Source organism: Streptomyces sp. NPDC007157 (assembly GCF_040634235.1).
GTDB lineage: Bacteria > Actinomycetota > Actinomycetes > Streptomycetales > Streptomycetaceae > Streptomyces.
In genome coordinates, this window is sequence record NZ_JBEYFE010000002.1 from 338,581 (window position 1) to 363,219 (window position 24,639).

At 72.6% G+C, this 24,639-nt stretch carries 21 protein-coding genes; 9 read left to right on the forward strand and 12 right to left on the reverse strand.

Features of this window, described 5'->3' with window-relative positions:
• Window positions 1-71 precede the first annotated feature (71 nt).
• The 3 genes from ABZ642_RS04455 to hisN all read right to left on the reverse strand — a co-directional run bounded on the left by ABZ642_RS04455 (window position 72) and on the right by hisN (window position 2,056).
• Entirely contained in the window at window positions 72-491 is a 420-nt protein-coding gene (locus tag ABZ642_RS04455) for a Fur family transcriptional regulator (RefSeq protein ID WP_360476906.1), read from the reverse strand.
• A gap of 188 nt (window positions 492-679) precedes the next feature.
• On the reverse strand, window positions 680-1,072 hold the full coding sequence (locus ABZ642_RS04460; protein WP_360476909.1) for a CBS domain-containing protein: 393 nt from the start codon (window positions 1,070-1,072) through the stop codon (window positions 680-682).
• Between the two features lie 183 nt (window positions 1,073-1,255).
• On the reverse strand, window positions 1,256-2,056 hold the full coding sequence (hisN, locus tag ABZ642_RS04465; RefSeq protein WP_360476912.1) for a histidinol-phosphatase: 801 nt from the start codon (window positions 2,054-2,056) through the stop codon (window positions 1,256-1,258).
• A 243-nt stretch (window positions 2,057-2,299) separates the two neighbouring features.
• Between hisN and ABZ642_RS04470 the strand changes: the two genes are divergently transcribed.
• Window positions 2,300-2,902 carry a TetR/AcrR family transcriptional regulator gene (locus ABZ642_RS04470; RefSeq protein ID WP_360476915.1) on the forward strand — a complete coding sequence of 201 codons (603 nt, stop codon included), beginning with the start codon at window positions 2,300-2,302 and terminating at the stop codon, window positions 2,900-2,902.
• Between the two features lie 61 nt (window positions 2,903-2,963).
• Here the strand turns inward: ABZ642_RS04470 and ABZ642_RS04475 are convergent, their stop codons facing one another.
• The 9 genes from ABZ642_RS04475 to ABZ642_RS04515 all read right to left on the reverse strand — a co-directional run bounded on the left by ABZ642_RS04475 (window position 2,964) and on the right by ABZ642_RS04515 (window position 16,581).
• A complete protein-coding gene (locus tag ABZ642_RS04475; RefSeq protein WP_360476918.1) occupies window positions 2,964-3,287 on the reverse strand; it encodes a multidrug efflux SMR transporter in 324 nt (107 codons plus the stop codon).
• A gap of 76 nt (window positions 3,288-3,363) precedes the next feature.
• Complete coding sequence (rsgA, locus tag ABZ642_RS04480) at window positions 3,364-4,374, reverse strand: ribosome small subunit-dependent GTPase A (RefSeq protein WP_360476921.1); 1,011 nt, start codon at window positions 4,372-4,374, stop codon at window positions 3,364-3,366.
• Between the two features lie 12 nt (window positions 4,375-4,386).
• A complete protein-coding gene (aroA, locus tag ABZ642_RS04485) occupies window positions 4,387-5,739 on the reverse strand; it encodes a 3-phosphoshikimate 1-carboxyvinyltransferase (RefSeq protein ID WP_360476924.1) in 1,353 nt (450 codons plus the stop codon).
• Between the two features lie 284 nt (window positions 5,740-6,023).
• Window positions 6,024-6,737: a M50 family metallopeptidase gene (locus ABZ642_RS04490; protein WP_360476927.1), complete on the reverse strand. Its 714-nt coding sequence runs from the start codon at window positions 6,735-6,737 to the stop codon at window positions 6,024-6,026.
• 180 nt (window positions 6,738-6,917) lie between these two features.
• Window positions 6,918-12,818: an amino acid adenylation domain-containing protein gene (locus ABZ642_RS04495; protein ID WP_360476930.1), complete on the reverse strand. Its 5,901-nt coding sequence runs from the start codon at window positions 12,816-12,818 to the stop codon at window positions 6,918-6,920.
• Entirely contained in the window at window positions 12,815-13,585 is a 771-nt protein-coding gene (locus tag ABZ642_RS04500) for a class I SAM-dependent methyltransferase (RefSeq protein ID WP_360476934.1), read from the reverse strand. The genes ABZ642_RS04495 and ABZ642_RS04500 overlap by 4 nt, the downstream gene beginning before the upstream one ends.
• Window positions 13,579-14,337 (reverse strand): alpha/beta fold hydrolase, encoded by a 759-nt coding sequence (locus ABZ642_RS04505; protein WP_360476935.1) that lies wholly within the window; start codon window positions 14,335-14,337, stop codon window positions 13,579-13,581. Before ABZ642_RS04505 ends, ABZ642_RS04500 begins: the two co-directional genes overlap by 7 nt.
• An 80-nt stretch (window positions 14,338-14,417) precedes the next feature.
• Complete coding sequence (locus ABZ642_RS04510; protein WP_360476938.1) at window positions 14,418-15,917, reverse strand: AarF/UbiB family protein; 1,500 nt, start codon at window positions 15,915-15,917, stop codon at window positions 14,418-14,420.
• Window positions 15,918-16,017: 100 nt separating this feature from the next.
• Entirely contained in the window at window positions 16,018-16,581 is a 564-nt protein-coding gene (locus ABZ642_RS04515; RefSeq protein WP_360476941.1) for a hypothetical protein, read from the reverse strand.
• A 380-nt stretch (window positions 16,582-16,961) separates the two neighbouring features.
• On the opposite strand from ABZ642_RS04515, the gene ABZ642_RS04520 reads away from it, so the two are divergent.
• The 8 genes from ABZ642_RS04520 to def all read left to right on the forward strand — a co-directional run bounded on the left by ABZ642_RS04520 (window position 16,962) and on the right by def (window position 24,523).
• A complete protein-coding gene (locus ABZ642_RS04520; protein WP_360476943.1) occupies window positions 16,962-17,777 on the forward strand; it encodes an SOS response-associated peptidase in 816 nt (271 codons plus the stop codon).
• Window positions 17,778-17,833: 56 nt separating this feature from the next.
• Window positions 17,834-18,466: an alpha/beta family hydrolase gene (locus tag ABZ642_RS04525; protein WP_360476946.1), complete on the forward strand. Its 633-nt coding sequence runs from the start codon at window positions 17,834-17,836 to the stop codon at window positions 18,464-18,466.
• 256 nt (window positions 18,467-18,722) lie between these two features.
• The gene (sigR, locus tag ABZ642_RS04530) at window positions 18,723-19,406 is read left to right on the forward strand and encodes an RNA polymerase sigma factor SigR (protein WP_351704908.1); all 684 of its coding nucleotides are present in this window, start codon (window positions 18,723-18,725) and stop codon (window positions 19,404-19,406) included.
• A complete protein-coding gene (rsrA, locus tag ABZ642_RS04535; RefSeq protein WP_360476949.1) occupies window positions 19,403-19,741 on the forward strand; it encodes a mycothiol system anti-sigma-R factor in 339 nt (112 codons plus the stop codon). Before sigR ends, rsrA begins: the two co-directional genes overlap by 4 nt.
• A 135-nt stretch (window positions 19,742-19,876) precedes the next feature.
• Window positions 19,877-21,196: an HD-GYP domain-containing protein gene (locus tag ABZ642_RS04540; protein WP_360476952.1), complete on the forward strand. Its 1,320-nt coding sequence runs from the start codon at window positions 19,877-19,879 to the stop codon at window positions 21,194-21,196.
• On the forward strand, window positions 21,193-22,608 hold the full coding sequence (locus ABZ642_RS04545; RefSeq protein WP_360476954.1) for an HD domain-containing protein: 1,416 nt from the start codon (window positions 21,193-21,195) through the stop codon (window positions 22,606-22,608). The genes ABZ642_RS04540 and ABZ642_RS04545 overlap by 4 nt, the downstream gene beginning before the upstream one ends.
• 114 nt (window positions 22,609-22,722) lie before the next feature.
• Window positions 22,723-23,703 carry a hypothetical protein gene (locus tag ABZ642_RS04550; protein WP_360477606.1) on the forward strand — a complete coding sequence of 327 codons (981 nt, stop codon included), beginning with the start codon at window positions 22,723-22,725 and terminating at the stop codon, window positions 23,701-23,703.
• Between the two features lie 169 nt (window positions 23,704-23,872).
• Window positions 23,873-24,523 carry a peptide deformylase gene (gene def, locus ABZ642_RS04555; RefSeq protein WP_351704917.1) on the forward strand — a complete coding sequence of 217 codons (651 nt, stop codon included), beginning with the start codon at window positions 23,873-23,875 and terminating at the stop codon, window positions 24,521-24,523.
• Window positions 24,524-24,639: the final 116 nt, after the last annotated feature.

A 24,639-nucleotide genomic window follows, 5' to 3' on the forward strand; every position in this document is an offset into this window, starting at 1 on the left:
TGCACGGCGAAGAGGTACGACACGAAGGCCCCGGCACTCACGGTGAGTGCCGGGGCCTTCGGGAACGTTCGTCAGGCGGCCGCCGCGCAGTCCGGGCACAGGCCGCGGTACGTCACCTCGACGTCGGAGACCGTGAAGCCGAACCGCTCCGAGGCGGGGAGGTCGGCCAGCGGGTTGCCGGTCGGGTGGACGTCGCGGATCGAGCCGCAGCGGGCGCAGACCAGGTGGTGGTGCGGCTGGTGTGCGTTCGGGTCGTACCGCTTGGCGCGCTTGTCCGTGGAGACCTCGAGGACCTCGCCGAGGGTGACCAGCTCGCCCAGCGTGTTGTAGACGGTCGCCCGGGAGATCTCCGGCAGCTTGGTGACGGCCCTGGCGTGGACCTCGTCGGCCGTCAGGTGGACGTGTTCGCCGTCGAGGACCTCGGCCACCACGCGTCGCTGCGCGGTCATCCGCCATCCGCGTCCGCGCAGCCGCTCCAGAAGGTCACTCATGACATCCAGCCTAACAGCAGGCCGACCATTTTCCGAACAGGTGTGACTTTGGAGCCGAACTCGACTTGGACCAAGTCCAATCCGGGATGGAGTCGGATCAGAGGGTGGTAGGCGGACTGCTTGTCGTGGGCGGGCCGGACTGCCGGGAGGCCGGGGTCCGGCCCGTGCCGCGCGCCGGACCCCGGGTGTCAGACGGGTTGCGGCGTGCGGGCCCCGGCCCAGCAGCGGATGATGTCGCGGACCGAGACGATCCCGGCCGGTTCGCCGCCGTCGAGGACGATCAGATGGCGGAAGCCGCCGTGGGCCATCGCCCGGGCCGCCTCCTCCAGGGTCCAGGTCGGGGTGGCGAACACGACGTCGTTGGTGGTGTGGGCGTGGATGGGCTCCGTGTCCGGGTTCTGGCCCAGGCCGACGGAGTTCAGGATGTCGCGTTCGGTGAGGATGCCGATGCCGCCGGCGTCCGGGTCGTGGACGATCGCCGCGCCCACGCGCCGCGCGGACATCAGGGCGGCTGCCTGGCGGAGTGTGTGAGCTGGGCCGACGGTGAGGACCACCGTGCTCATGGCGTCACGGACGAGCATGGAAGGTGCCACCTCCTAGGGAACCGCGGAGATAGTTCAGCGATTCACAAGTTCACAAAGTGGGGGTTCTCATAGGGTGGCAGGTAAAGCACGGGTCAACAAGGGGGTGCGAGTAGCCAATTGAGGGCGCACGCGCTCATATGTGCTGGAGCGGACTGCCCCGTTCTGCCTCAGAAGGCTGTTTCAGTAACGCTGGGTGAGGTACGACAGCAACTCGTCGTGGAGCAGACCGTTGGACGCGGCCGCGTTGCCGCTGTGCGGGCCGGGGCGGCCGTCCAGACCGGTGAAGGTACCGCCGGCCTCCGTCACGACGATCGCGGTGGCCGCCATGTCCCACAGGGACAGCTCCGGCTCGGCACAGATGTCCACCGACCCCTCGGCGACCATCATGTACGGCCAGAAGTCGCCGTACGCGCGCGTGCGCCACACCTCCCGGGTCAGGTCCAGGAAGCCGTTCAGCTGCCCCCGCTCCTCCCAGCCGCTCAGCGAGGAGTACGCGAAGGACGCGTCGGACAGCGTCGAGACCTTGGAGACGCGCAGGCGGGAGGCGGAGGAGAGGCTGCGGCCGGTGTAGGCGCCGTGCCCCTGCGCCGCCCACCAGCGGCGGCCCAGCGCGGGCGCCGAGACCACGCCGACGACCGGCCGGTAGCCGCCCTCGGCCGCTTCCATCAGGGAGATCAGGGTCGCCCAGACGGGAACACCGCGTACGTAGTTCTTGGTGCCGTCGATCGGGTCGATCACCCAGCGGCGCGGGCCGGTGCCCTCGATGCCGTACTCCTCGCCGAGGACCGCGTCCCGTGGGCGGGCGCGCTGCAACTGGCCGCGGATCAACTCCTCGGCCGCCTTGTCCGCCTCGCTCACCGGGGTCATGTCCGGCTTGGTCTCGACCTTGAGGTCGAGGGCCTTGAAGCGGGCCATGGTGGCGGCGTCGGCCGCGTCCGCGAGCACGTGGGCGAGCCGCAGGTCATCGTGGTAGTCCGGCATGTGACGAACGCTATCTGCCGGGGTGGGGGCGGGGCTACACGGGGATGGGGCGGATACGGGGGATGTCGGAGGGAGGCCGGGGACTTGGCGGGTGATCGTCCGGCGACCGGGGCGGTGAGGGGCGACCTCGGGGCACCCGCGTGTGTTGGCCGAAGGGCGCCCCCTGGTGCCTTCGCGAACCCTTGACAGTGGGTTCGTGCGCGTCAAATCTGGGCGCAGAGTCGCTCGCCCCAGGAGGCGATGATGCCTGCAGCCCGGGAGTCCCTGCTCGACGCCGCGTACACGGCGCTCGCCCGCCGCCCGTGGGCCGCCGTGCGCATGGTCGACGTGGCCGTGACGGCCGGGGTGTCCCGCCAGACGCTGTACAACGAGTTCGGCAGCAAGGAAGGCCTGGCGAGGGCGCTGGTGCGCCGGGAGGCCGACGGGTATCTCGCGGGGGTGGAGCGGGCGCTGGGCAGCCATACCGAGACGCGGGAACGCCTGACGGCGACGGCCGAGTGGATGGCCGCGGCTGCGCGTGAGAACGCGCTGGTACGGGCGATGCTCACGGGGTGCTGGAGCGAGCGGTTGCCGTCGCCGACGCTGGCCGCGGTGCCGTCCTCCTCGGCGGTGCCGGCGCAGCGGAGGGCGGACGGGCCGTTACCCACGCCCGGGGACTTCGTGCAGATCGTGCGGGACCGTGCGGTGGCGGTGCTGTCCGGGCCGGGAGCCGTGCGGGGGAACGGCGAGCTGACCCGGTCGTGCGAGCTCGTGGTGCGGCTCGCGCTGTCGTGTGTGGCCGCGCCGCCGGGGGAGGGCGGGGTGGCGGAACTGGTGCGGGGGGCGCTTTCGCGGCAGCCGGTGTGAGAGAGAAGGCGGAGGTGGGGTGGGTTGTGTTTCACGCGCCACGTCCCTCCGGGGGCGTGTGTCAGTGCGTGGAGCCCGAGAGCTGGAGGCCGATCACGCCCGCGATCACCAGGCTGATGGAGATGATCTTCAGGGTGGAGACCAGGTCGCCCAGGAAGATCATGCCGTAGATCGCCGTGCCCGCCGCCCCGATGCCCGTCCACACCGCGTACGCGGGGCCCACGTCCAGCTTCTTGAGGGACAGGGTCAGCAGACCGAAGCTGCCCAGGGCGAAGGACGCGAACGCGATCGTCGGCCAGAGCCGGGTGAAGCCGTGGGAGAGCTTGAGGCACACGGCGAAGCCGGTCTCCAGAATTCCGGCCACGATCACCAGCAGCCACGCCATGTGCCGTCCTCCCGTAAGTCCAGCTCGGTGCGATTATGCACTTACCGAACTCGGGTCAGGACAAACAACGCGGTGGTCAGTCGCCTTCCTTGCGCTCGCGTGTCGCGAGGAGCCGGCGCAGCGAGTAGAGGCGGGCCGGGTCCGCGTGGCCCTCGGCGACCCACTCGTCCAGCGCGCAGTCCGGCTCGTCGTGGCTGCACGCGCGCGGACAGTTCACGGTGCCGGGCTCCAGGTCGGGGAAGGCGAGGATCACCCGGGACGGGTCGATGTGCGCCAGCCCGAAGGAGCGGACGCCCGGGGTGTCGACGACCCAGCCGTCGTCCCCTGTCAGGGGAAGGGCCAGGGCCGAGGTCGTGGTGTGGCGGCCTCGGCCGGTCACCGCGTTCACATGGCCCGTGATACGCCGGAGGTCCTCCGGGACCAGGGCGTTCACCAGCGTCGTCTTGCCGACGCCCGAGTGGCCGACGAACGCCGTGATCTTGCCGTCCAGATGGTCCTGGACGACGCGGGCCGCGTCCCCCGTCTCCAGTTCCTCACGGCTCGTGACCACGTAGGGGATGTCCAGGTCGCCGTACAGCTCCAGGAGCTTGTCCGGCGGGGCCAGGTCCGACTTGGTCATGACCAGGAGCGGGGTGAGACCGGCGTCGAAGGCCGCGACCAGACAGCGGTCGATGAGACGCGGGCGGGGCTCCGGGTCGGCCAGGGCCGTGACGATCGCCAGCTGGTCGGCGTTGGCGACGACCACCCGCTCGAACGGATCGTCGTCGTCGGCGGTGCGGCGGAGCACGGACGTCCGGTCCTCGATGCGCACGATCCGGGCCAGGGAGTCCTTCTTGCCGGACAGGTCACCCACCAGGGCCACCCGGTCACCTACCACCGCCGCCTTGCGGCCCAGCTCGCGCGCCTTCATCGCCAGGACCGTGCGGTCCTCGACCAGGCAGGTCAGGCGGCCCCGGTCGACGGTGAGGACCATGCCCTCGGCCGCGTCCTCGTGCGCGGGGCGGATGTGGGTACGGGGCCGGGTGCCCTTGCGGTTGGGACGCTGGCGGATGTCGTCCTCGTCGGTGTGCTTGCCGTAGCGGCGCATCGTCGTACGCCCCTAGGCCCCGTCGCTCCCGAGCATCCCGGTCCACAGGTCGGGGAAGTCCGGCAGGGTCTTGGCCGTGGTCGCCACGTTCTCGATCTGGACGCCCTCCACGGCCAGGCCGATGATCGCCCCGGCGGTGGCCATGCGGTGGTCCTCGTAGGTGTGGAAGACCCCGCCGTGCAGCCTGCGCGGGCGGATGTGCAGGCCGTCCGCGGTCTCGGTGACGTCACCGCCCAGCTCGTTGATCTCCTTGGTGAGCGCGGCCAGCCGGTCCGTCTCGTGCAGACGCAGATGGGACACGCCCCGGAGGGTGGAGGGGGAGTCGGCGAGCGCGGCGACCGCCGCGATGCCCGGGGTCAGTTCGCCCACGTCACCCAGGTCGACATCGATGCCGTGGATCCGGCCGGAACCGGTGAACTCCAGGCCGTACTCGGTCAGTTCGCAGGAACCGCCCATCTCGGTGAAGATCTCGCGCAGCCGGTCACCCGGCTGGGTGGTCCGCGACGGCCAGTCCGGGATCAGCACCTTGCCGCCCGTCACCAGGGCGGCGGCGAGGAACGGCTGGGCGTTGGAGAGGTCCGGCTCGACGGTCAGGTCCCGGCCGAGCAGGGCGCCCGGGGTGACCCGCCAGACGTTCGGCTCGCCGCCCGACTCCGGGGTGTCCACCTGGGCGCCGACCGCGCGCAGCATGTCGACGGTCATCCGGATGTGCGGGAGGGAGGGGAGGCTCGCGCCGGTGTGGCGGACCTCCACGCCCTGGTTGAACCGCGGGCCGGAGAGCAGCAGGGCCGACACGAACTGGGACGAGGACGAGGCGTCGATCGAGACCGGGCCGCCCTCCAGGGCGCCGCTGCCGTGCACGGTCAGCGGGAGCGCGCCCCGGCCGTCGTCGTCGATGCGGGCGCCGAGGGCGCGCAGGGCGTCGATCACACCGTGCAGGGGGCGCTCGTAGGAGCGGGGGTCGCCGTCGAAGCGGATGTCGCCGGCGGCGAGGGTGGCGACGGGCGGGAGGAAGCGCATCACGGTGCCGGCGTTGCCGACGTCGACGGTGACGGGGCCGCGGAGCCCTGCGGGGATTACGCGCCATGCCTCGCCGGAGCCGTCGGGGCCGCCCGCGACGGAGGAGCTGGACGACACCGTCTCGTCGATGCCGACACCCATCGCACGCAGGGCTCCGGCCATCAGCAGGGTGTCGCGGGACCGGAGGGGCCGGCGCAGCCAGCCGGGTTCGGAGGCGAGGGCGGCGAGGACGAGGGCGCGGTTGGTGACCGACTTGGACCCCGGCACGTGGACCGTCGCGTCGACGGCCCCGCTTGCGTGGGGGGCGGGCCAGAGGGCGGTTGGTGCGGTGGGGTTTGCGGCCATGGGGTCACTTTAGTGCGCGGCCGGGGTGGGAGTGCGGGTCGCTCCGCGGGGGAGGCCGTTGTTCGGGTGCGGGTCGCTCCGTGGGGGAGGCCGTTGTTCGGGTGCGGGTCGCTCCGTGGGGGAGGCCGTTGTTCGTGTGCGGGTCGCTCCGCGGGGAGGCCGTTGTTCGGGTGCGGCGTTGTGGGGGCTGGTCGCGCAGTTCCCCGCGCCCCTTGGTCGGCTGCGTCTGCGTTGGCTGTGTCTGCGGCGGCCGTGTCCCTTGGTTGGCTTCGTCTGTGTGCTGCTTACATTCCGAGCAGCCAGCGGCCGCCGCCGATCAGGGAACACAGCGACACCGCGTGGAACAGGAACAGCCACATGCCCGCCGGTACGTGGGTCAGGCGGGACAGCTGGTCCGCGTCCGAGTCGCCGGCGCCGCCCCGTGACCGCTTCGCCTGGAGTTCGAAGGCCGGGCGTACCCCGCCCAGCAGCAGGAACCAGACCACCGCGTACGCGAACGCCGCCTGTACCTGGGGTCCCGCCAGCCAGGACACCAGCAGGAAGGCGCCGCCCGTCAGGAACACCGTCAGGACGCCGTACGCGTTGCGGATCATCACGAGCATGGCGATGAGCAGGGCCGTCGCGGCCCACAGCAGAAGAGTGATGCGGCCGGCGCCGAGCAGGGCCGCGCCGCCCAGGCCCAGGAGCGGGGGCGCGGTGTAGCCGGCCGCCGCCGTGAGGATCATGCCCAGACCGTGCGGCTTGCCCCGGCTCAGCGTGAGGCCGCTGGTGTCGGAGTGCAGCCGGATGCCGGTGAGCTGGCGGCCGGTGAGCAGGGCGACCAGGCCGTGGCCGCCCTCGTGGGCGATCGTGATGGCGTTGCGGGATATCCGCCACACGGTGTGCGGGACGACCACGGCGGCCGCGGCGGCCAGTGTCGCGATCACCACCCACAGGTCCGGGTCGGGCTGTGCGCCGGTCAGCTCGTCCCAGAGAGAGGTCGCTGTGCTGGTGTCCATGGTCTGCGGTCGTTCCCTCTCGTCGTACGGAGTCGGCAGTCTGACACGTATGTATGTGTGGTCGGCGTGTCAACGGCCAAGAGAGAGGGAACGTCCCCGGATCACTGCCCTCGGGCCTGGATCACTGTCCTCGGGCGAGGTCCCTGTCCTCGGGCCCGGATCCCTGTCCTCGGTCCCGGATCAGACCGCTCCGCTCACCTCCCCGCGGCGCCGGTCCACCGCCGTCGCCAGGTCGGCGACCGTCCGGGCGGTGAAGACCTCGCGCAGGCTGATCGAGATCTGGAAGCGGTCGCGGATCCCGGCGATCAGCCGGGTCGCGGCCAGCGAGTGCCCGCCGAGGTCGAAGAAGTTGTCCTGAACGCCCACCCTGGGCACGTCCAGCAGCTCGCGCCACAGGGCGGCCAGCTGGTGCTCGGTGGGGGTGCGCGGAGCGACATAGCCGGTGGTCGTGCCGGCGGCCTGCCGCGGGGCCGGCAGCCGGCGCCGGTCCACCTTGCCGTTGGCGGTGAGCGGCCAGCTGTCCAGGGTCAGGACGTGCTCGGGAACCATGTGGGCGGGCAGCCGCTCGCGGAGCCAGCCGCGCAGCCGGTCCGGAAGGGGCGCCTCCCGCGGTGGCACGGGAGCGGCCGCACGGTCCACCCGGCCGCCGACCAGGGTGTGCACCAGCAGATGGCGGTCGCCCAGGGCGAACAGCGGCCTGAGCGGCTCGAAGTCGAGTTCGCCGATGGGGCACAGGCCGACGTCGGTGCCCGCCGCCCAGTCCATGAGGAGCTGCCCCATGTAGCCGGCCTCCAGCAGGCACAGGTCGCGGGCGAGCGAACCGTACAGCGGCTCGATCGCCGCGAGGTCGGCGACCAGGAACAGGGTGAACCCGGCCGCGTCGACGAGGGCGCGGTTGTGCCCGGCGTGCACCTCGGCGCCGATCCTCGCGTCCTCGCCGAGCAGCACCACGGCGTCGTGCCGCGGGTCGACGTAGTACGCCCCGGGCGCCAGGTCCGCCACCGCACCGGGCTTCACGTGCAGATACGTCTGGACGGGATACAGGCCGCCGGCCGACGGATAGCGGCACTTGGCCAGCCCGTCCACCTCGTCCTGCCCCAGCAGGCCCAGACCGGCGGCCAGTTCGGCGAGGGCGACCGGCGCGCCGAGGAACGCCCGGTCGCTGCGCCGCCGGACCGGCCCGGCGGGGACCCGGGGCAGCGGGACCCGGGGCCGACCGGGCTCCCGGCGCAGTCCGTGCCGGGCCAGCTTGAACTCCGCCCGGGCCAGCGGGTCGAGCAGTGTGATGCCGGCCCGGCGCCCGGCCTCGAAGTCCGCCGTGCCGTCCCGCGGGCCGGGGATGACATAGGCGACCAGACCGTCATGGCCGGGCCGGTCCGCGCCGGAGGTGGCGGCGACGACCGCCGAGCCGACCTCGGGATGGGCGAGCAGCGCCGACTCGATCTCGCCGGGTTCGATGCGCTGACCGCGGATCTGGACCTGGAAGTCGGCCCGGCCCATGAACTCGATGGTGCCGTCCGGCAGCCACCGGCCCAGGTCCCCGGTGCGGTACATCCGCTCCCCGGTCCCCGGGTGCGCCACGAAGACCGCGTCGGTGCGCTTCGGGTCGCGCCAGTAGCCGTCGGCGAGGCACACCCCGGAGACGTACATCTCGCCGGTGACCCAGTCCGGGCAGTCCCGCAGCCGCTCGTCGAGCACGTGGTAGCGGACGTTGGCGATCGCGGTGCCGTACGGGATGCTCCGCCACTCGGGGTCGGTCTCACCGACCGGGAACCAGATGCTCCACACCGTGGTCTCGGTCGGACCCCCGATGGAGACGACCTCGACGCCCGGCACCAGCTCGCGCAGCCGGCCCGGTACGGGGAGCGGGATCCAGTCGCCGCCGAGGATCACCAGCCGGAGCGGGGCAGGGCGGGCCCCGCTCTCCAGGAGCATCTCCATCATCGCCGGGACCGAGTTCCACACCGTGACCCGGTGGCGGGCGATCAGTTCCGCCCAGTGCGCCGGGTCGCGGCGGTCGGCGGCGGCCGGGACGACCACGCTGCCGCCGGCGCCCAGCAGCCCGAAGAGGTCGAAGGCCGACAGGTCGTGGTGGAGCGCGGTTACGGCGAGGCAGCGGTCCGCCTCGGTGACCCGGTAGGTCTCGATCGTCTGCACCAGGCAGTTGACCAGCGCCCGGTGCGGGACCATCACGCCCTTCGGTTCGCCCGTCGATCCGGACGTGAACATCGTGTAGACGAGGTCGTCCGGGCTGCCGGGCGCCGGCAGCGGGGTGTCGGCGACGGCGGGCAGCGGCCGGTCGACGCAGAGCCGCGGGCGCCCCTCCGGGTCCACGTCGAGGTGCGACTGGGTGAGGACGAGCGCCACCTCGCCCCGGTCGAGCAGCTGCCGCACGCGCAGGGCGGGCAGGTCCGGGTCGACGGGCAGATAGGCGGCACCCGAGAACAGCACGCCGTAGGCCGCGACGACCTGTTCCCAGCCCTTCTCCATGACGATGGCGACGAGCTGTCCGGGCCGGGCGCCGCGCGCGTGCAGCCAGCGGGCCACCTGCCGGGAGGCGTCGGCGAGCTGGGCGTACGACAGGGTCCGGTCCGGGGCGATCACGGCGGGGGCGTCGGGGCGGAGCGCGGCCTGCCGTTCGAACAGTTGCTGCACCTGGAGGTCGGGGACGGGGCGTTCGGGGCCGGCGTGGGTGTGTTCCGGCAGGGCGAGCGGTGCCGGCCGGATCCAGGCGTCCACGTCGGTGGCGAGCCGGTGCAGCAGGGCCGTCTGGGCGTCGAACATGGCGTCGACCAACCCGTCCGGGAACAGCGCGTCGACCGAGTCCCAGTTCAGCAGCAGCGCGCCCTCCTGCTCATGGGCCTGGCAGTCCAGGGTGACCTGCGGCGTCTGGGAGATGGTGAACACCGGGGTGAGCAGCCGTTCCAGCGGGGTGCGCTCCGTGGCCGCGAAGGCGAGGTTGCTCGTCATCACCACCGGCATCAGCGCCCGGTCGTAGCCGCCCTGCAGGCGCATCAGCTCGCGCAGCACCTCCACCCCGGTGACGGCCGCGTGCCGCAGATCGTCCCGGAGTCGCCGCTGCACCTGACGGGCCCGTTCCAGGAAGGTCTCGGCACCTCGGTGGTCGACCTCCAGGAGTGTGAAGGAGGCGAACTGGCCGAGCACCTCGTCGTACGACGGGTCGCGCACCGGACGGGTCAGGCGCGGCACGTTGAGCGTGAAGTGGCGGCTGTTGCTCCAGACGGCCAGTACCTCCGCGTACACCGCGAGCAGCAGGGCGCTCGGGGTCAGCCCGGCCCGGCCCGCGCGCTCCTTGAGGTCCTGCCAGGTCCCGGCGGACAGCACGGTGTCCCGGCGCGCGAAGCGCGGTACGTCCACGGCCGCGGCCCGGGCCGGCAGCTGCGGCGCCGGGGGCAGTTCGGGCAGCCGGCGCCACCAGTAGTCGTAGGCGCGCCGGTACTCGGGGGTGTCCCTGCGCCGGGTCTCGGCGTGTACGTGGTCGCGGAACGAGCGGGCGGGGGCGGGCGGTTGGGCGTCGGGCTCGCAGTAGAAGCGGGAGAGGTCGTCGAAGAGCAGCCGGCCGGAGGAGAAGTCGGCGATCAGCGAGTCCACGCTGAGATGGATGCGCAGGCCGTCGTCCAGCCGGGTGGCGGCCACCTCGAACAGCGGCCACCGGTCGGCGGGCCGCACCTCGTGCGACAGGCGCTCCCGCACGGCCGCCAGCCCGGCCTCGGCCGCGTCCTTCTCCCGCCCGCGCAGATCGGTCACCCGGATCTCGTAGGGCGGCACCTCGGGCAGGATCCGCTGCTCGTTGCGGTCGGGCAGCATGACCGCGCGCAGCATCTCGTGCCGGTCGATCACCCGCCGCCAGGCGTGCTCGAATCGGGGCAGGTCGAGGTCGGGCGCGTCGAACTCCACGTACACGTGGGTGGAGACGTTGCCCAGCTCGAAGGTGCCGGTGCGGCCCAGGCAGTAGGCCTGCTGGGTGTCGGTCTGGGGGAAGGGGGCGTGTGGGTGGTCCGGCGGGGTCGGAGCCGGAGCCGGGGCCAGGAGCGGAGCCGAGGTCGGGGTCGGAGCTGGAGCCGGAGCCGAGGTCGGTGCCGGTGCCGACGAGGACCGGGGGTGTTCTGCGACGGCCGCCGCGAGCTCGGCGATGGTCCGGGCGTCGTAGAGCACGTCCTCGGAGAGGGCGATTCCGAGGTCCCGCTCGATCCGTCCCGCGAGCCGCAGCATGGCCAGTGAGTCCAGGCCGAGCCCCGGCAGCGAGTCCTCGGGCCCGGGCCGCCGCCCGGAGGCGGGGGCGAGCGAGGCGACGAGGTCGGTCAGACAGCCCTCCACGGACGCCCCGTCGTAGTCCTCCACGGACGCGCCGTCGGCCCACTCGCCCACCACGCTGAGCGACCCGGCGACGAACGCCGCCCGGGTGGCCCGACGGCGGATCTTCCCGCTGGACGTCTTCGGCACGGTCGAGGCGCGGACCAGGACGAGCCGGTGCAACCGCACGTCGAACTCCGCGGTGATCGCCCGCGCGACCGCACCCGCCACCTCGGCCGCGGGCGGCGCGGCCACCCCCCGCCGCACCTCCGCGACCACGACCAGCCGCTCCGCACCGTCCCCGTCGTCGATGCCGACGGCGGCCGTGGCGTTGGGCCGCAGCGCCGGATGGGCGCCCTCCGCGCAGCGCTCGATGTCCTGCGGATAGAGATTGCGGCCGCGCACGATGATCAGGTCCTTGCTGCGCCCGGTGACGTACAGCTCGCCGTCCCGCAGGAAACCGAGGTCGCCGGTGCGCAGGAAGGGGCCCTCGCCGCTCGCCGTACGGGCGCCGAAGACGGCCGCGCTCTCCGTCGGCCGGTTCCAGTACCCCTGCGCCACGTTGGGACCGCCGACCCAGATCTCCCCGACCTGCCCGGGTCGGCACGGCGTCCCCTCGGCCGGATCGACGACGAGCAGCCGCTGTCCGTCGACGGCACCGCCGCACCCCACGACGGTCCGGCGCTGCCCCGCGCTGCCGGGCACCACCCGGTGCGCCTCCAGCGCGGCGGCGTCCAGGGTGACGGCGGCCGCGTCGGTGAGGTGCTCCCCGCACGACACCATCAGGGTGGCCTCCGCCAGCCCGAAACTGGGCCGCAGCGCCTCCCGGCGCATCCCCCAGGGGGCGAAGTGCGCGGCGAACCGGTCGAGGGTCGCGGCCGGCACCGGCTCCGCGCCGACCACCACCGCCTCCAGACCGGCCAGGTCGAACGGCGCCCCGGCGGCGGGGTCGACGCGCTCGACACACAGGTCCAGGGCGAACGGCGGTACGGCGGACACCGTGCCGCCGTGCACGGAGACCGCGCGCAGCCACTGCACGGGGTCCAGGACGAAGGTGCCCGGCGCCATCAGTACCCCTGGGCAGCCGGCGAACAGCGGCTGGAGGATGCCGCCGATGAGCCCCATGTCGTGGAACGGCGGCAGCCAGCTGACCACGCGGGAGTCCTCGGTGGTCCGCAGCCGCCGCTGGATCTGGGCGGAGTTGTGCAGCAGATTGCCGTGCGAGACCATCACGCCCTTGGGCACCGCGGTGCTGCCCGAGGTGTACTGCAGGAAGGCGAGGTCCTCCCGCCCGGCGCCCGGGTCCGTCCAGGCGTCGGGGTCGGCGGTCGGGGCGGCGCCGGACAGCCAGGCGACGGACCCCACTTCGCTCAGGTGCTGCCGTGCGGTGGCCGTGCCCCGGTCACCGGCGAGCACGGCGGCGGGCGTCGCGTCCGCGGCGATCGCCCGCAGCCGCGCCGCGTTGCGGGCATGCGGCGGATACGACGGCACGGCGACCAGCCCGGCGTACAGGCAGCCGAAGAACGCGGTCAGGTAGGCGGTGCCCGGCGGATGCAGGATGAGAGCCCGGTCCCCCGGGGAGCAGCTCGCCTGTAAGGCCGCCGCCACCTGGCGGGCGCGGCGGTCCAACTCGGCGTAGGTGAGGGTGGACTCCGCCGTGCCGTGGCTGTCGAGAAAGACGTACGCCGGCCGGTCGGGCCGCTCCACGGCGCGAGTGCGCACCAGGTCGACGAGACTGCGCGGGACGGTCGTGAGGGGGGCGTTCATGCTGGTCCTCCGGTTTCCGTTGAGGGTTCGGGACGCTCCGAGGCATCGGGGCGCCCGGGCTTCTCCGCCCGCACCCACCGGGTGGGCACCCACGGTCCGCTCCACCACATCCGGTGGCCGACGTCGGCACAGGTGACGTCCCGGGCGCCGGCGGCGAGCAGCAGGTCGCGGTACTGGCCGGTGTGGAGGATGTCGACGACGAGCAGCCGTCCGCCCGGCCGCAGCACCCGGTACGCCTCACGCACCGCCTCCCCGCGGCCCCGCGCGTCGGTGATGTTGTGCAGGGCCATGCTGGACACCACGAGGTCGAACCGGTCGTCCTCGAAGGGGAGTCGACGCATGTCGGCGGTGACCAGGTCGATCCGGTCGGCGACCCGCTCCCGGCCGGCGTTCGCCAGCGTGGTCCCGGCGCGGTTGCCGGACTGGTCGACGGAGCGCCACAGGTCGACGCCGGTGACCCGGCCCCCCGGCACCCGGCGGGCCACCGCGGTCAGCACCGCGCCGCGCCCGCAGCCCAGGTCCAGGACCTGTTCGTCGCCGCGCAGCCGGAGTCCGTCGAGGAGCTCCTCCCACACCAGGAACTTCCCGCGCACGCTGGCGTGCAGGAACAGCCCGGCCGGGGCGGCCGTCACCGCCGGGATCCGCAGCAGCCAGCGGGGCGCCCCCGCGGCGACCGCCACCAGCGGCAGGACCACCGAGCCGCCCAGCCCGATCAGCCAGCCGGGCGCGTCGACGCCGTACCGGCCCTTGCCGGCCGGGCCTACCACGCCAGCTCCCCGGCCACGAAGGTCAGGACCTGCGGGGCGGCGGCGAAGACGAAGAAGTGGTCGCCGGCGAAGACCCGGACCCTGACGTCGGTGCCGAGGTCGCGCCAGCGCTCGACCTCGGCGGGTGCGGCGGCGGGGTCGTCGGACCCGCCGAGGGCGATCAGCGGGATACCGGGCCGCAGCACCGCTGCGGCACGGTAGGTCTCGGCGGCCTCGAAGTCCGCGCGCAGCTGGGGCAGGACGAGCGCGAGCCACTCCTCGTCGGCCAGCAACTCCGGCGGGATGCCGCCGAGTCGCCGCAGCCCGGCCACGAACTCGCGGTCCGGGAGCGGGTGCATGGCGGGGGTGGAGCGCGGGAGGTGGGGCGGCACGCTGCCGGAGACGACCAGCGCGGCCGGTGGCCGGCCGGAGTCCTGCAGGGTGCGGGCGAGTTCATAGGCGAGCAGGGCGCCCATGCTGTGGCCGAACAGGACGTACGGCAGCCCTTCGGCCCGGCGGGCGAGCGGGGCCGCGAGTTTCTCCGCGAGCCGCACGACCGATGTCTCGGCGGGTTCCGTCATACGGATCTCGCGCCCCGGCAACTGGACGGGGACGACCTCGGTGCCGGGGCCGAGCAGGTGCTGCCAGGGGCGGAACACCGAGCCGCCGGCGCCGCCGTGGGGGATGCAGAAGAACCGGACGCGGGGAGGGGACGGCCGGGACGCGCCCGGCAGGGCGTGCGGGAACCACGAGGGTGCTGTTGTGACACACACGGGCAGACAGAGACCTTCGGTTCACGGGTGACGGGTCACGCCACCCGAAACGGACGGGTGGGAGAGACGGCGGCGGGCACTCAAGCCCGGCGCCGCCGGTGGTCCAGGTAGAGGGCGAGGGCACCGAGGGCGAGCGCCACGTTCGGGCCGGATCTGCCGCCCTGGGACCGGGTCGGCACGACCTCGCTGAACTGCACCCTGAGGGTGCGGTCGGCGATGTCGTCGTTGAGCGCGCGGAGTTGTTCGGCGGCCCCGGCCTGGGTGAGGGTGGCCTCCAGGAGACGCCGTGCCGACTGCTGCGGGGAGGCGGTCTCGCGCACCATGTGCAGGACGATGCGCGGGACCTCGCGCTGGAAGACGTCGACCAGCGCCAGCTCGGGTGCCAGACAGCGCACCGAGCCCTCCAGGTTGGCGAAGGACTTGCCGAGCAGTGAGACCGCCGGGCAGGAGGCGATGCCCCGGCGGGTGGACTTCTCCAGGACGCTGGTGAGTGTGATGCCGAAGTTCAGCTCGTCCAGGGAGGCCGTCGCGATCTTCGGCACGAGCGCCGCCATGTCCTGGGAGAACCCGGGGATGTCCGACCACGGTGTGGTGCGGCCCATCTCCACCCAGGCCTTGGCCAGGCCGTGCCCGTCGTTCTGGGCGACGGCCATGAGCACCAGCAGCAGCCGCATGCTGGTGCGCTGGTCGATCCGGCCGATCATGCCCCAGTCGATCAGCGTCGCCTCCCCCTCGTCGGTCACGAAGACGTTCCCGGCGTGCGGATCGGCGTGGTAGATGCGCTCGATGAAGTAGCTGCGGTACATGAACGCGATCAGTTCGCGGCTGACGCCGAGCCGGTCGCGGTCGCGCAGCGAGGCCGGGTCCGCCTTGCGCACGGAGACCCCCGGGGCCATGGACTGCACCAGGACCCCGGGGGTGGCGGCCAGGACGCCGGGCACGGACAGCCGCGAGAAGCCGCGCAGCGCCTCGCGCGCCCGGTCCATGTTCGCGGCCTCCTTGGTGAAGTCGAGTTCCGGCTCCATGGCGTCGAAGACCCCGCCGAGCATGGACTCGACATCCACGACCGTGCTGAACCGCGGGGCCACCCGGGCGGTCAGCCGGGCGGCCTGGCGCAGCAGCGCCATGTCCGTCAGCACGGTCTCCCGGATTCCGGGCCGCTGCACCTTGATCACCCCTGGCCGGCCGTCGGCCAGGGTGACCCGGTGCACCTGGGCCAGGGAGGCGGCGCCGAGCGGGCGCTCGACATCGATGTCGTCGAAGTACCGCTTCCAGTCCGGGCCGAGGTTCTGCTCCAGGACGGGTTCGAGTTCGGAGAACGGCTGGACGTCCACCTCGTCGTGCAGGTTCTGCAGCTCCTCGATCATGATCGGGGAGACCATGTCGGGCCGGGTGGACAGCATCTGACCGATCTTCACGTAGAAGGGCCCCAGGCTCTCCAGGGCGCCGCGCACGGCCCGGGCCCGCCGCCGCTCCCGCTCGTCCGGGGCGGCGGAGGGCGGGGCCGCCCTGGTCTCACCGACGACCTGTCTCAGTACGGCGGCTACCGTCCGCATCCGGCTGCCGGTGCGCGGGGCCATGAACGGGGTTCCTTCCGGTGGCGCGCGTACCGCGACGGAGTGCGGGTCCGTCTCGGCACGCCGGCGGGCGGGGCGTGCGCGGGGGGTGAGCCGGGCGGCTCTACGCCTTCCTGGGCACGCTCTTGGTGACCGCTCCGATGGCTCCGGCCGCGCCGAGCAGCGGCTCCACCGCCTTCAGCGCGTCCATCAACAGGCCGACCACGTCGGACAGTTGCTGGATCTGCTGGGGCAGCGCCGCGAGTTGCTGGGGGAGCGCGCCCAGCTGCTGGGTCAGCTCCCCGGCCGCCGCCGACGGGGCGCCGACGATCCCGGTGAGGCCGGCGACGGGCTGCTGGACGGCGGCGGCACCACCGATCCCGCCCGGCCCGGTCAACCCGCCCAGCCCGCCGATCCCGCCGATCCCGCCGGCTCCGCCGGACAGCAGGGCGAGGGCCGCGAGATTGCGGTTCTTGTTCTTGTTCTTCTTCTTGTCGTCGTCGTCCTTGAGCAGGGACATGGCCGTGAGCGTGCGCAGCGTGTCCCCGGGCATGGCCGCTAAGGCGTGCGCGGGCAGTCCGAAGGGCAGATCGTCATCGTCGTCCCGGTCGAGCAGGTCGTCCCAGGCCTTCTTCCAGTCGTCGGCGACGTCGCCGTAGAAGTCCTTGATGGTGTCGATGGTTCCCACAGGAATCCTTCCTGGTGCTGAGTGCTGAGTGCTGAGTGCTGAGTGCTGAGTGCTGAGTGCTGAGTGCTGAGTGCTGTGCGCCGTGCCGCGGCAGCCCACGGCCTGCCGCCGGCCGAGGGCGGGGAGGAGAGGGGTGCGGGAGAGGTATCACCGCTGAATGTCCGGAAAAGCCATCCGAAGCCTTGAAAAACTTAGCAAGACGCCCGGAAGGAAGGAAGTAATAGAATTTTGCACTACTTGCGGATGTTTGCCTGATCTGCCTATCGGCTTGAGCTATTGACCAGCACATATGCCAGAGGTGCGTGCCCTGTCCCGGATGGCCCGGCGCTGATTCCGCCGTCCCGGCTTCAGCCCTGGGAGTGAAATGTAGGGTTGTGAAGATGTGCGGACGGTACGCGTCGAGTCGTGGGCCCGAGGACCTGGCCGGAATCTTCGAGGTCGAGAAGTGGGAGCCCGAGGAAACCCTGGAGCCCGACTACAACGTGGCCCCCACCAAGGAGGTCTACGCGGTTCTGGACCGGCCCCTGAAGGAAGCGGACGACAAGCGGCCGGTGCGTCAGCTGCGCAGGCTCAAGTGGGGGTTGGTGCCGTCCTGGGCCAAGTCGCCCGAGGGCGGCGCCCGGATGATCAACGCGCGTGCCGAGACCGTGCACGAGAAGCCGTCGTACCGCCGCGCCTTCGCCGCCCGCCGCTGCATCCTGCCGGCCGACGGCTACTACGAGTGGGTCACCGCCGAGGAGGAGCGGGAGCTGGAGGTCGAGGGCAGGAAGAAACGGCCGCGCAAGCAGCCGTACTTCGTGCTCCCCGCCGACGGCTCGGTGTTCGCCATGGCCGGGCTGTACGAGTTCTGGCGGGACCGGACGCTTCCCGACGAGCATCCGCTGGCCTGGTGGGTGACCTGCTCGGTGATCACCACGGAGGCGGAGACCTCGCCGCTGGCGGTGGCGCCCGCCGAGGGCCCGCGGTCGCTGTTCGACATCCACCCCCGGATGCCGCTGATGCTCACCCCGGACCGCTGGGACGCCTGGCTCGACCCGGCCCGCACGGACGTCGAGGAACTGCGCTCGCTGCTCGCCCCGCCGCCGGAGGGCCTGATGCGGGCCTACCCGGTCGCCACGGCCGTCAGCAACGTCCGCAACAACGGCCCGGAACTGCTGACCGAGCTGGAGGCACCGGAGGAGAGCACACTCTTCTAGCCCCTGCGGCCTTGCGCTCCAGCCCCTGCGGCCCTCCGCTCTTCTAGCCTTCTGGCGTGACCACTTCGAAGATCGTCGGTACGGAGGCGGGGGACGCCCGCATCACCTGGCACGAGGCGGCGAAGGCCCGGCTGGTGCTCGCCGTGAGCCATGGGGCGGGCGGCGGCATCGAGGCCCGCGACCTCCAGGCGCTCGCCGCGGTACTGCCGGAGCACGGTGTGACCGTCGCGCTCGTCGAGCAGCCCTGGCGGGTCGCCGGCAAGAAGGTCGCCCCGGCGCCGAAGACGCTCGACGTGGGCTGGCGGGGCGTGTGGCCGGCGCTCGCCGCGCCGGGGCTGCCGGTGGTGTCCGGTGGCCGCAGCGCCGGAGCCCGGGTCGCCTGCCGTACCGCCACGGAGCTGGGCGCGGCCGCCGTCCTCGCGCTCGGCTTCCCGCTGCACCCGCCGGGCCGCCCGGAGAAGTCGCGGGCCGGGGAACTGCTGGGAGCCGGGGTGCCCACGCTCGTCGTCCAGGGCGGGAACGACCCGTTCGGGAAGCCGGCCGAGTTCCCGGAGGGCGACTACCGACTGGTCGAGGTGCCGGGCGCCGACCACGGGTTCGCGGTGCCCAAAAGGGCAGACATCAAGCCGGAACGGGCAGTGACCATCATCACGGACGCCGTCACCGCATGGATCACGATCCTCGAGTGACGCCCGGGAATGTTGCGCGGCGGACCCATGTTTAAGCCACCAGAAGTGCTGGGGCACCAGCGCCGACGCCGAAGGAGAGGAAGTCCGCCGCATGGGTTCGACCATCTGCCCGAGCCGCAACAGCAGCGCTGACCTGGACTGGACAGTGCTGCACGCGGCCAAGACCGCTCCTATTCGAGCGGCGGCAGGCACGGGTCGTGTTCTATCCTCCGAGTCGAGTGGGATCGGTTTCGGTCCTGCCCTGGATCTTGAGGAGGTGGGTCCGGTCACTGGGACCGACGCAGGGACCGACAACGGCCAGGCGGAGCTGCCCGAGGGCCGGGGCACGAGCGCGGAGTCGACCTCGGAGCGCACCGCGCGCTTCGAGCGGGACGCGCTGGAATTCCTCGACCAGATGTACTCGGCCGCGCTGCGGATGACCCGCAACCCGGCCGATGCCGAGGACCTGGTGCAGGAGACCTACGCCAAGGCGTACGCGTCCTTCCACCAGTTCCGTGAGGGCACCAACCTCAAGGCCTGGCTTTACCGCATTCTCACCAACACCTTCATCAACTCGTACCGCAAGAAGCAGCGCGAACCCCAGCGCTCCGCCGCCGAGGAGATCGAGGACTGGCAGCTCGCCCGCGCCGAGTCGCACATGTCGACCGGTCTGCGCTCCGCGGAGTCGCAGGCGCTCGACCACCTGCCCGACTCGGACGTGAAGTCGGCGCTGCAGGCGATCCCCGAGGAATTCCGCATCGCCGTCTACCTTGCCGACGTAGAGGGCTTTGCGTACAAGGAGATCGCGGACATCATGGGGACACCCATCGGTACGGTGATGTCCCGGCTGCACCGGGGCCGCCGTCAACTGCGCGGCATGCTGGAGGACTACGCGCGTGAGCGCGGGCTCGTCCCGGCCGGCGCCGGGGAGTCGAACGAAGCGAAAGGCTCGGGCTCATGAGCTGCGGAGAGCCGCACGAGACGGACTGCGGCGAGGTACTCGATCATCTGTACGAGTTCCTCGACAGTGAGATGCCGGACGTCGATCGCGTCAAGTTCAAGCAGCACTTCGACGAGTGCTCGCCCTGCCTGGAGAAGTACGGGCTGGAGCAGGCCGTGAAGAAGCTGGTCAAGCGGTGCTGCGGCCATGACGACGTGCCCAGTGACCTGCGGGCCAAGGTGCTGGGGCGGCTGGACCTGATCCGCTCCGGCCAGGCCGTCCCGGAGCACGACGTCACGGCCACCCAGACCACATCGGTCACGCAGGCCTCTCCGGTCGCCCCGCAGGAGAGCTGAGCGCCTTTCGCCGGGCGGTGCCGCCCCCGGTGGTCCGTCACCCGAATGTGCTAATCCTCCGGTCATAACCCCCGGACCCGCCGGCTCCCGCCTAGGCTCCGGAGCCTGGACAGGCATGGTCGGGGGAGGGGCGAGATGGAGGCGGTTCCGGCACGGGTGCGCGCGTACGTGACCTGTGTCGCCCTCTGCGCCCTGTGCTGTCTGCTGCCACTGCCCGCCCTGCGTACACCCTGGTGGGCGGTGGCCCTGCTGGCCGCGCTGTACGCGGTCTGCGAGCACGTCGTACGACGGCGGCTCGGCGGCACCTTCTACCCGGTGCTGCTCGCCGGTGCCTTCCTGCTGCCACCGCCGGCCGCCGCGCTGGTACCGCTGCCGGGTGCGCTGCTCTCGTACGTCGAGCAGCGGCCGCAGGCGCTACGGCGGATCTGGCGGGCCGCCGAACTGGCGCTCGCCGTGTGGGGCGCGGGGCGGGTCCACTGGGCCCTGGGCGGCCGGGACTCCGTCGTCGGCTGCGACTTCCCGTACGCGCTGCTGCCGTGTGCGGCGGCGGTCCTCGCGTTCTGCGGGGTTCTCGCAGTGCTGGACGGTGGGATCCTCGCCCTGGCCGAGCGCGTCCCGGTACGGCGTGCCTGGCGGGGGCTGCTCTCCCGCTCCCTCGCGCCGATCGGGGCGCACGGGCTCGCCGGGCTGATGATGGCCGTGCTCTGGCGCAGCCCCTTCGGTCCCGTCGCGGCGCTGCTCGTCCTGCTGCCGATGTGCGTGTCCTGGTGGGCGTTCGCCCAGTACCACCGGGAACGGGCCGCCCACCAGGCCACCATCCGCGCGCTCGTGCAGGCCGTCGACATCAAGGACGGCTACACCCGCGGGCACAGCGAGCGGGTCGGACAGGCCTCCGTGATGATCGCGCGCGAGCTGGGCATGGACGACGAGCGGGTGGAGGTGCTCCGCTTCGCCGGGATCCTGCACGACGTGGGGAAACTGGGCGTCCCGACCCGGCTGCTGCGCAAGGACGGGCCGCTCACCCCGGACGAACGGCGGATCATCGAGCTCCATCCCGAGTACGGCCACGAGATGGTGCGCGGGATCTCCTTCCTCGGCGAGGCCCGCGCGGCGATCCTCCACCACCACGAGCGCATCGACGGCAGCGGCTACCCCTATGGTCTGGTCGGCAGTCAGATCCCCGAGCCCGCGCGCGTGGTGGCCGTCGCCGACGCGTTCGACGCGATGACCTCGACGCGCTCCTACAGCCGGGCCCGGCCGGTGGCGGCGGCGGTGCAGGAGCTCCGACGCTGCGCCGGCCGGCAGTTCGACGCGCGGGCCGTCGACGCCCTGATCCGAGCGTTGGCCCGCCAGGGCTGGCACCCCGCGGTGACCGCCGACGACGTCCCACCCGACCCACCGGTTCCCAGCCGCCCGAGAAGCGAGGCCCAGAGCGTGGGCCGGGGCACCCCATGACGTCCGGCGACCCGTCGCCCGCCCGGGGCCGGGCCCCGGACGCTGCCGCCGCGACTCCGGGGCCCACGCAGGACGGGTCGTCCGGGGCCGCCGGCCGAGGGCGTGGGCCCGGTGGCTCGGCCGGGTTCCGGGGCGCCGGAGCCGGGACTGCCGGTGGGACCCGTGGACCCGGGTTCCGTCCTCCCGGCGTCCTCTGGGGCATCCGGGGCGCCGCGCTGCTTCTCGGCCTCGGCTGTTTCGGCGGCACGCTCTGGGCAGGACTCGCCGACCGGGAGATCGCGCTCGCCTTCGGGGGGCTCGTCGCCGTCGGCGAGCTCAGCCGGCGGACCGGGACCGAGACACGTGAGGCCGCTCCACTCGCGGCCGCCGGAGGGCTCGCCTACGCCCTGCTCGGTGCCGATGGCGGGGCCGCCACGCACGACGGGGCCTTTCAGGTCGTCACCGTCGTCTGCGCGGCCTCGCTGCTCGGCAGCGTGCCCCACATAGCCGACGGGCGCCGGCCCACCCTCGACCGGCTCGCCCGCCGGGTGCTCACCGTCGGCTTCGCCGCCGTCTGCTTCCAACCCCTCTACAGCCGGGGCGTGTTGGAGCAGTGGGGCGGACCGGCGTACGCGCTGCTGGTGGTCGCGCTGCTGGTGCTGACCGCGCTGTGCGACGCCGTGCTCGCCGCCGCGCAGGCACACTCCCGCACCGGATGGCCGTTCGGGCCGCTGCTGCGGGACGAGCTGCGCGGACTGCTCGGCATCGGGTCCGCGGTCTGCGCCACCGGCGCGGTGATGGCGCTGGCCGTCGCCGTCGTCGGCCTCTGGGCGCTGCCCGTCTTCTGCCTGCCCCTCCTGCTCACCCAGCTGTCCCTGCGCCGGTACGCGGCCGTCCGGGCCACCTACCGGCAGACCATCGCCTCCCTCGCCCGCGCCACCGAGATAGCGGGGTACACCCCGGCCGGACACGCCCGCCGGGTCGCCACGCTGAGCCAGGCCGTCGGGCGGGACCTGGGGTTGTCCGGAGCGGAGCTGACCGTGCTGGAGTACGCGGCGCTGATGCACGACATCGGCCAGCTGAGCCTGGTCGACCCGGTGCCGGCCGGGGCCACGGCCGCCCTGCCGCCGGCGGAACAGCGCCGGATAGCCCTGCTCGGCGGGGCCGTCGTACGGCAGACCGGGGTGCACGCGGCGGTCGCCGTGGTCGTGGAGCGCCAGGCCGACCCGTACCGGGAGCAGCCGCTCGCCGCGCGGATCGTGCGGGTCGTCAACGCGTACGAGGAGAAGACCCGGGACTCCGGGCCCGGCGGGCCGCTGACCGCGCTGGAGGAGTTACGGCTGGCCACCGCCGGGGACTACGCTCCCGAGGTCGTGGAGTCCCTGGCGCGCGTGCTCTCCAGAGACTGTCTGACCCTGCGCGCGGCTGGGTAACCCATGGGTAATGAGCGGCCCTCCCGTCGTACGTGGTTGGATGCGAGGGAGAGGGTGATGTCCGGGGGCACAAGCCAGCCCACTGTGCGGAAATGGAACTGGCAGGCGGGAATCGTGAGGATCTTCGGCAAGGGACGGCACCGGCCCTCCGCCTCCTGGCGGCAGGCCACCGACCGTGCGTTCACGCTGATCGGTGACGGCCGGTACGAGGACGCGGGCGAACTGCTGACACGCGCTGCCGACCTGGAACCCTGGTTGTCCGAGTCCTGGTTCAACCTCGCCCTGCTGCACAAGTTCCGGCACGACTGGGAGCAGGCGCGGGCCGCCGGACTGCGGGCGGTGGCCCTTCTCGACCGGGAGACCGGGGCGCCCGACTGGTGGAACGTGGGGATCGCCGCGACCGCGCTGCAGGACTGGCCGCTGGCCCGGCGGGCCTGGCAGGCGTACGGGCTGCGGGTGCCCGGCGGTGCCACCGCCTCCGGCGAGCCGGACGGGATGGACCTGGGCAGCGCCGCCGTACGGCTGTCCCCGGAGGGGGAGGCCGAGGTGGTGTGGGGGCGGCGGCTGGACCCCGCCCGCATCGAGGTGCAGTCCATTCCGCTGCCGTCGTCCGGGCGGCGCTGGGGCGAGGTAGTGCTGCACGACGGGGTGCCGCACGGTGAGCGGACCACGGCGACCGGGCACGCGTACCCCGTCTTCGACGAGATCGAGCTGTGGGCGCCGTCGCCGGTGCCGACCTGGGTGGTGCTGCTGGAGGCGGCGACGGAGGTGGACCGGGACGCGCTGGAGCAGCTGGCCGGGGACGCCGGGTTCGCGGCGGAGGACTGGTCCTCCTCGGTGCGGCTGCTGTGCCGGATGTGCTCCGAGTCACGGATGCCGTCCGACGAGGGCGACGGGGTGCATCTGGACCCCCACGATCACAGTGAGCCGGGGCACCCGGGGCCGCTGGGGCATCGGACGGACGGGCAGCTGTGGGTGCCGGAGCGGGAGTGCGGGGTGGCTGCGCCGGCTGCGCTGGTGCGGGGGTTGCTGGACGGGTGGGTCGCGGACAGCCCTGATTCCAGGGATTGGCGGGATCTGGAAGAGGTCTGCTGAAGGCCGTGTTTCGGGTGCGGCTGGGTGGGGTGGTCGCGCCCACGCGGCGGTAGCCGCATATCGGATACAGCCCCGCGCCCCTTTGGGGCGCGCCCCTGGCAGGGCGGATCCACGTACCCTGTATCAGCAACATCTCCCCCTGTTTTACCTAGGAAGGCTTACGTCGGTCATGGCGCAGCAGGACACCGATCAGCAGCACGTGGGCGTGCTCCCCGTGGACGACGACGGGTTCGTCGTCGACACCGAGGGGACCGAGGAGCGCGAGAACGCCTGGCGTGCGCGGGGGACCTCGCGGCCCATCACCGTCGTCGGGAACCCGGTGCTGCACAAGGAGTGCAAGGACGTCACCGAGTTCGGGGACGAGCTGGCGCAGCTGGTCGCCGACATGTTCGCCAGCCAGCGGACCGCCGAGGGCGTCGGCCTCGCCGCCAACCAGATCGGCGTCGACCTGAAGGTCTTCGTCTACGACTGCCAGGACGACGAGGGCGCCCGGCACGTGGGTGTGGTGTGCAACCCGAAGCTGGTCGACCTGCCGGCGGACAAGCGGCGGCTGGACGACAGCAACGAGGGCTGCCTGTCGGTGCCCACCGCCTACGCACCGCTGGCCCGGCCCGACTACGCCGAGGTCACCGGCCAGGACGAGCAGGGCAACCCGATCAAGGTGCGCGGCACCGGCTACTTCGCTCGGTGTTTGCAGCACGAGACCGATCACCTGTACGGGTACCTGTACATCGACCGGCTCTCCAAGCGTGAGCGCAAGGACGCCCTGCGGCAGATGGCCGAGAACGAGCCCCGCTACCCCGTGGTCGCCAACGACTGAGACGGACAAGGACGGTTGTGACGCCTGGCCGGGATCGCCCCCGGCCGGGCGTTCGTCATGTCCGGTCAGACTCGTTCGCCTGTCCGTCGTACATTCGATCCTTTGTGCGCCCCTAG

What these genes read in the sequence shown, in the direction of transcription:
- ABZ642_RS04455 (WP_360476906.1), bottom strand. Translation starts at nt 491, where the DNA reads ATGAGTGACCTTCTGGAGCGGCTGCGCGGACGCGGATGGCGGATGACC.
- ABZ642_RS04460 (WP_360476909.1), bottom strand. Translation starts at nt 1,072, where the DNA reads ATGCTCGTCCGTGACGCCATGAGCACGGTGGTCCTCACCGTCGGCCCA.
- hisN (WP_360476912.1), bottom strand. Translation starts at nt 2,056, where the DNA reads ATGCCGGACTACCACGATGACCTGCGGCTCGCCCACGTGCTCGCGGAC.
- ABZ642_RS04470 (WP_360476915.1), top strand. Translation starts at nt 2,300, where the DNA reads ATGCCTGCAGCCCGGGAGTCCCTGCTCGACGCCGCGTACACGGCGCTC.
- ABZ642_RS04475 (WP_360476918.1), bottom strand. Translation starts at nt 3,287, where the DNA reads ATGGCGTGGCTGCTGGTGATCGTGGCCGGAATTCTGGAGACCGGCTTC.
- rsgA (WP_360476921.1), bottom strand. Translation starts at nt 4,374, where the DNA reads ATGCGCCGCTACGGCAAGCACACCGACGAGGACGACATCCGCCAGCGT.
- aroA (WP_360476924.1), bottom strand. Translation starts at nt 5,739, where the DNA reads ATGGCCGCAAACCCCACCGCACCAACCGCCCTCTGGCCCGCCCCCCAC.
- ABZ642_RS04490 (WP_360476927.1), bottom strand. Translation starts at nt 6,737, where the DNA reads ATGGACACCAGCACAGCGACCTCTCTCTGGGACGAGCTGACCGGCGCA.
- ABZ642_RS04495 (WP_360476930.1), bottom strand. Translation starts at nt 12,818, where the DNA reads ATGAACGCCCCCCTCACGACCGTCCCGCGCAGTCTCGTCGACCTGGTG.
- ABZ642_RS04510 (WP_360476938.1), bottom strand. Translation starts at nt 15,917, where the DNA reads ATGGCCCCGCGCACCGGCAGCCGGATGCGGACGGTAGCCGCCGTACTG.
- ABZ642_RS04520 (WP_360476943.1), top strand. Translation starts at nt 16,962, where the DNA reads ATGTGCGGACGGTACGCGTCGAGTCGTGGGCCCGAGGACCTGGCCGGA.
- rsrA (WP_360476949.1), top strand. Translation starts at nt 19,403, where the DNA reads ATGAGCTGCGGAGAGCCGCACGAGACGGACTGCGGCGAGGTACTCGAT.
- ABZ642_RS04540 (WP_360476952.1), top strand. Translation starts at nt 19,877, where the DNA reads ATGGAGGCGGTTCCGGCACGGGTGCGCGCGTACGTGACCTGTGTCGCC.
- ABZ642_RS04545 (WP_360476954.1), top strand. Translation starts at nt 21,193, where the DNA reads ATGACGTCCGGCGACCCGTCGCCCGCCCGGGGCCGGGCCCCGGACGCT.
- def (WP_351704917.1), top strand. Translation starts at nt 23,873, where the DNA reads ATGGCGCAGCAGGACACCGATCAGCAGCACGTGGGCGTGCTCCCCGTG.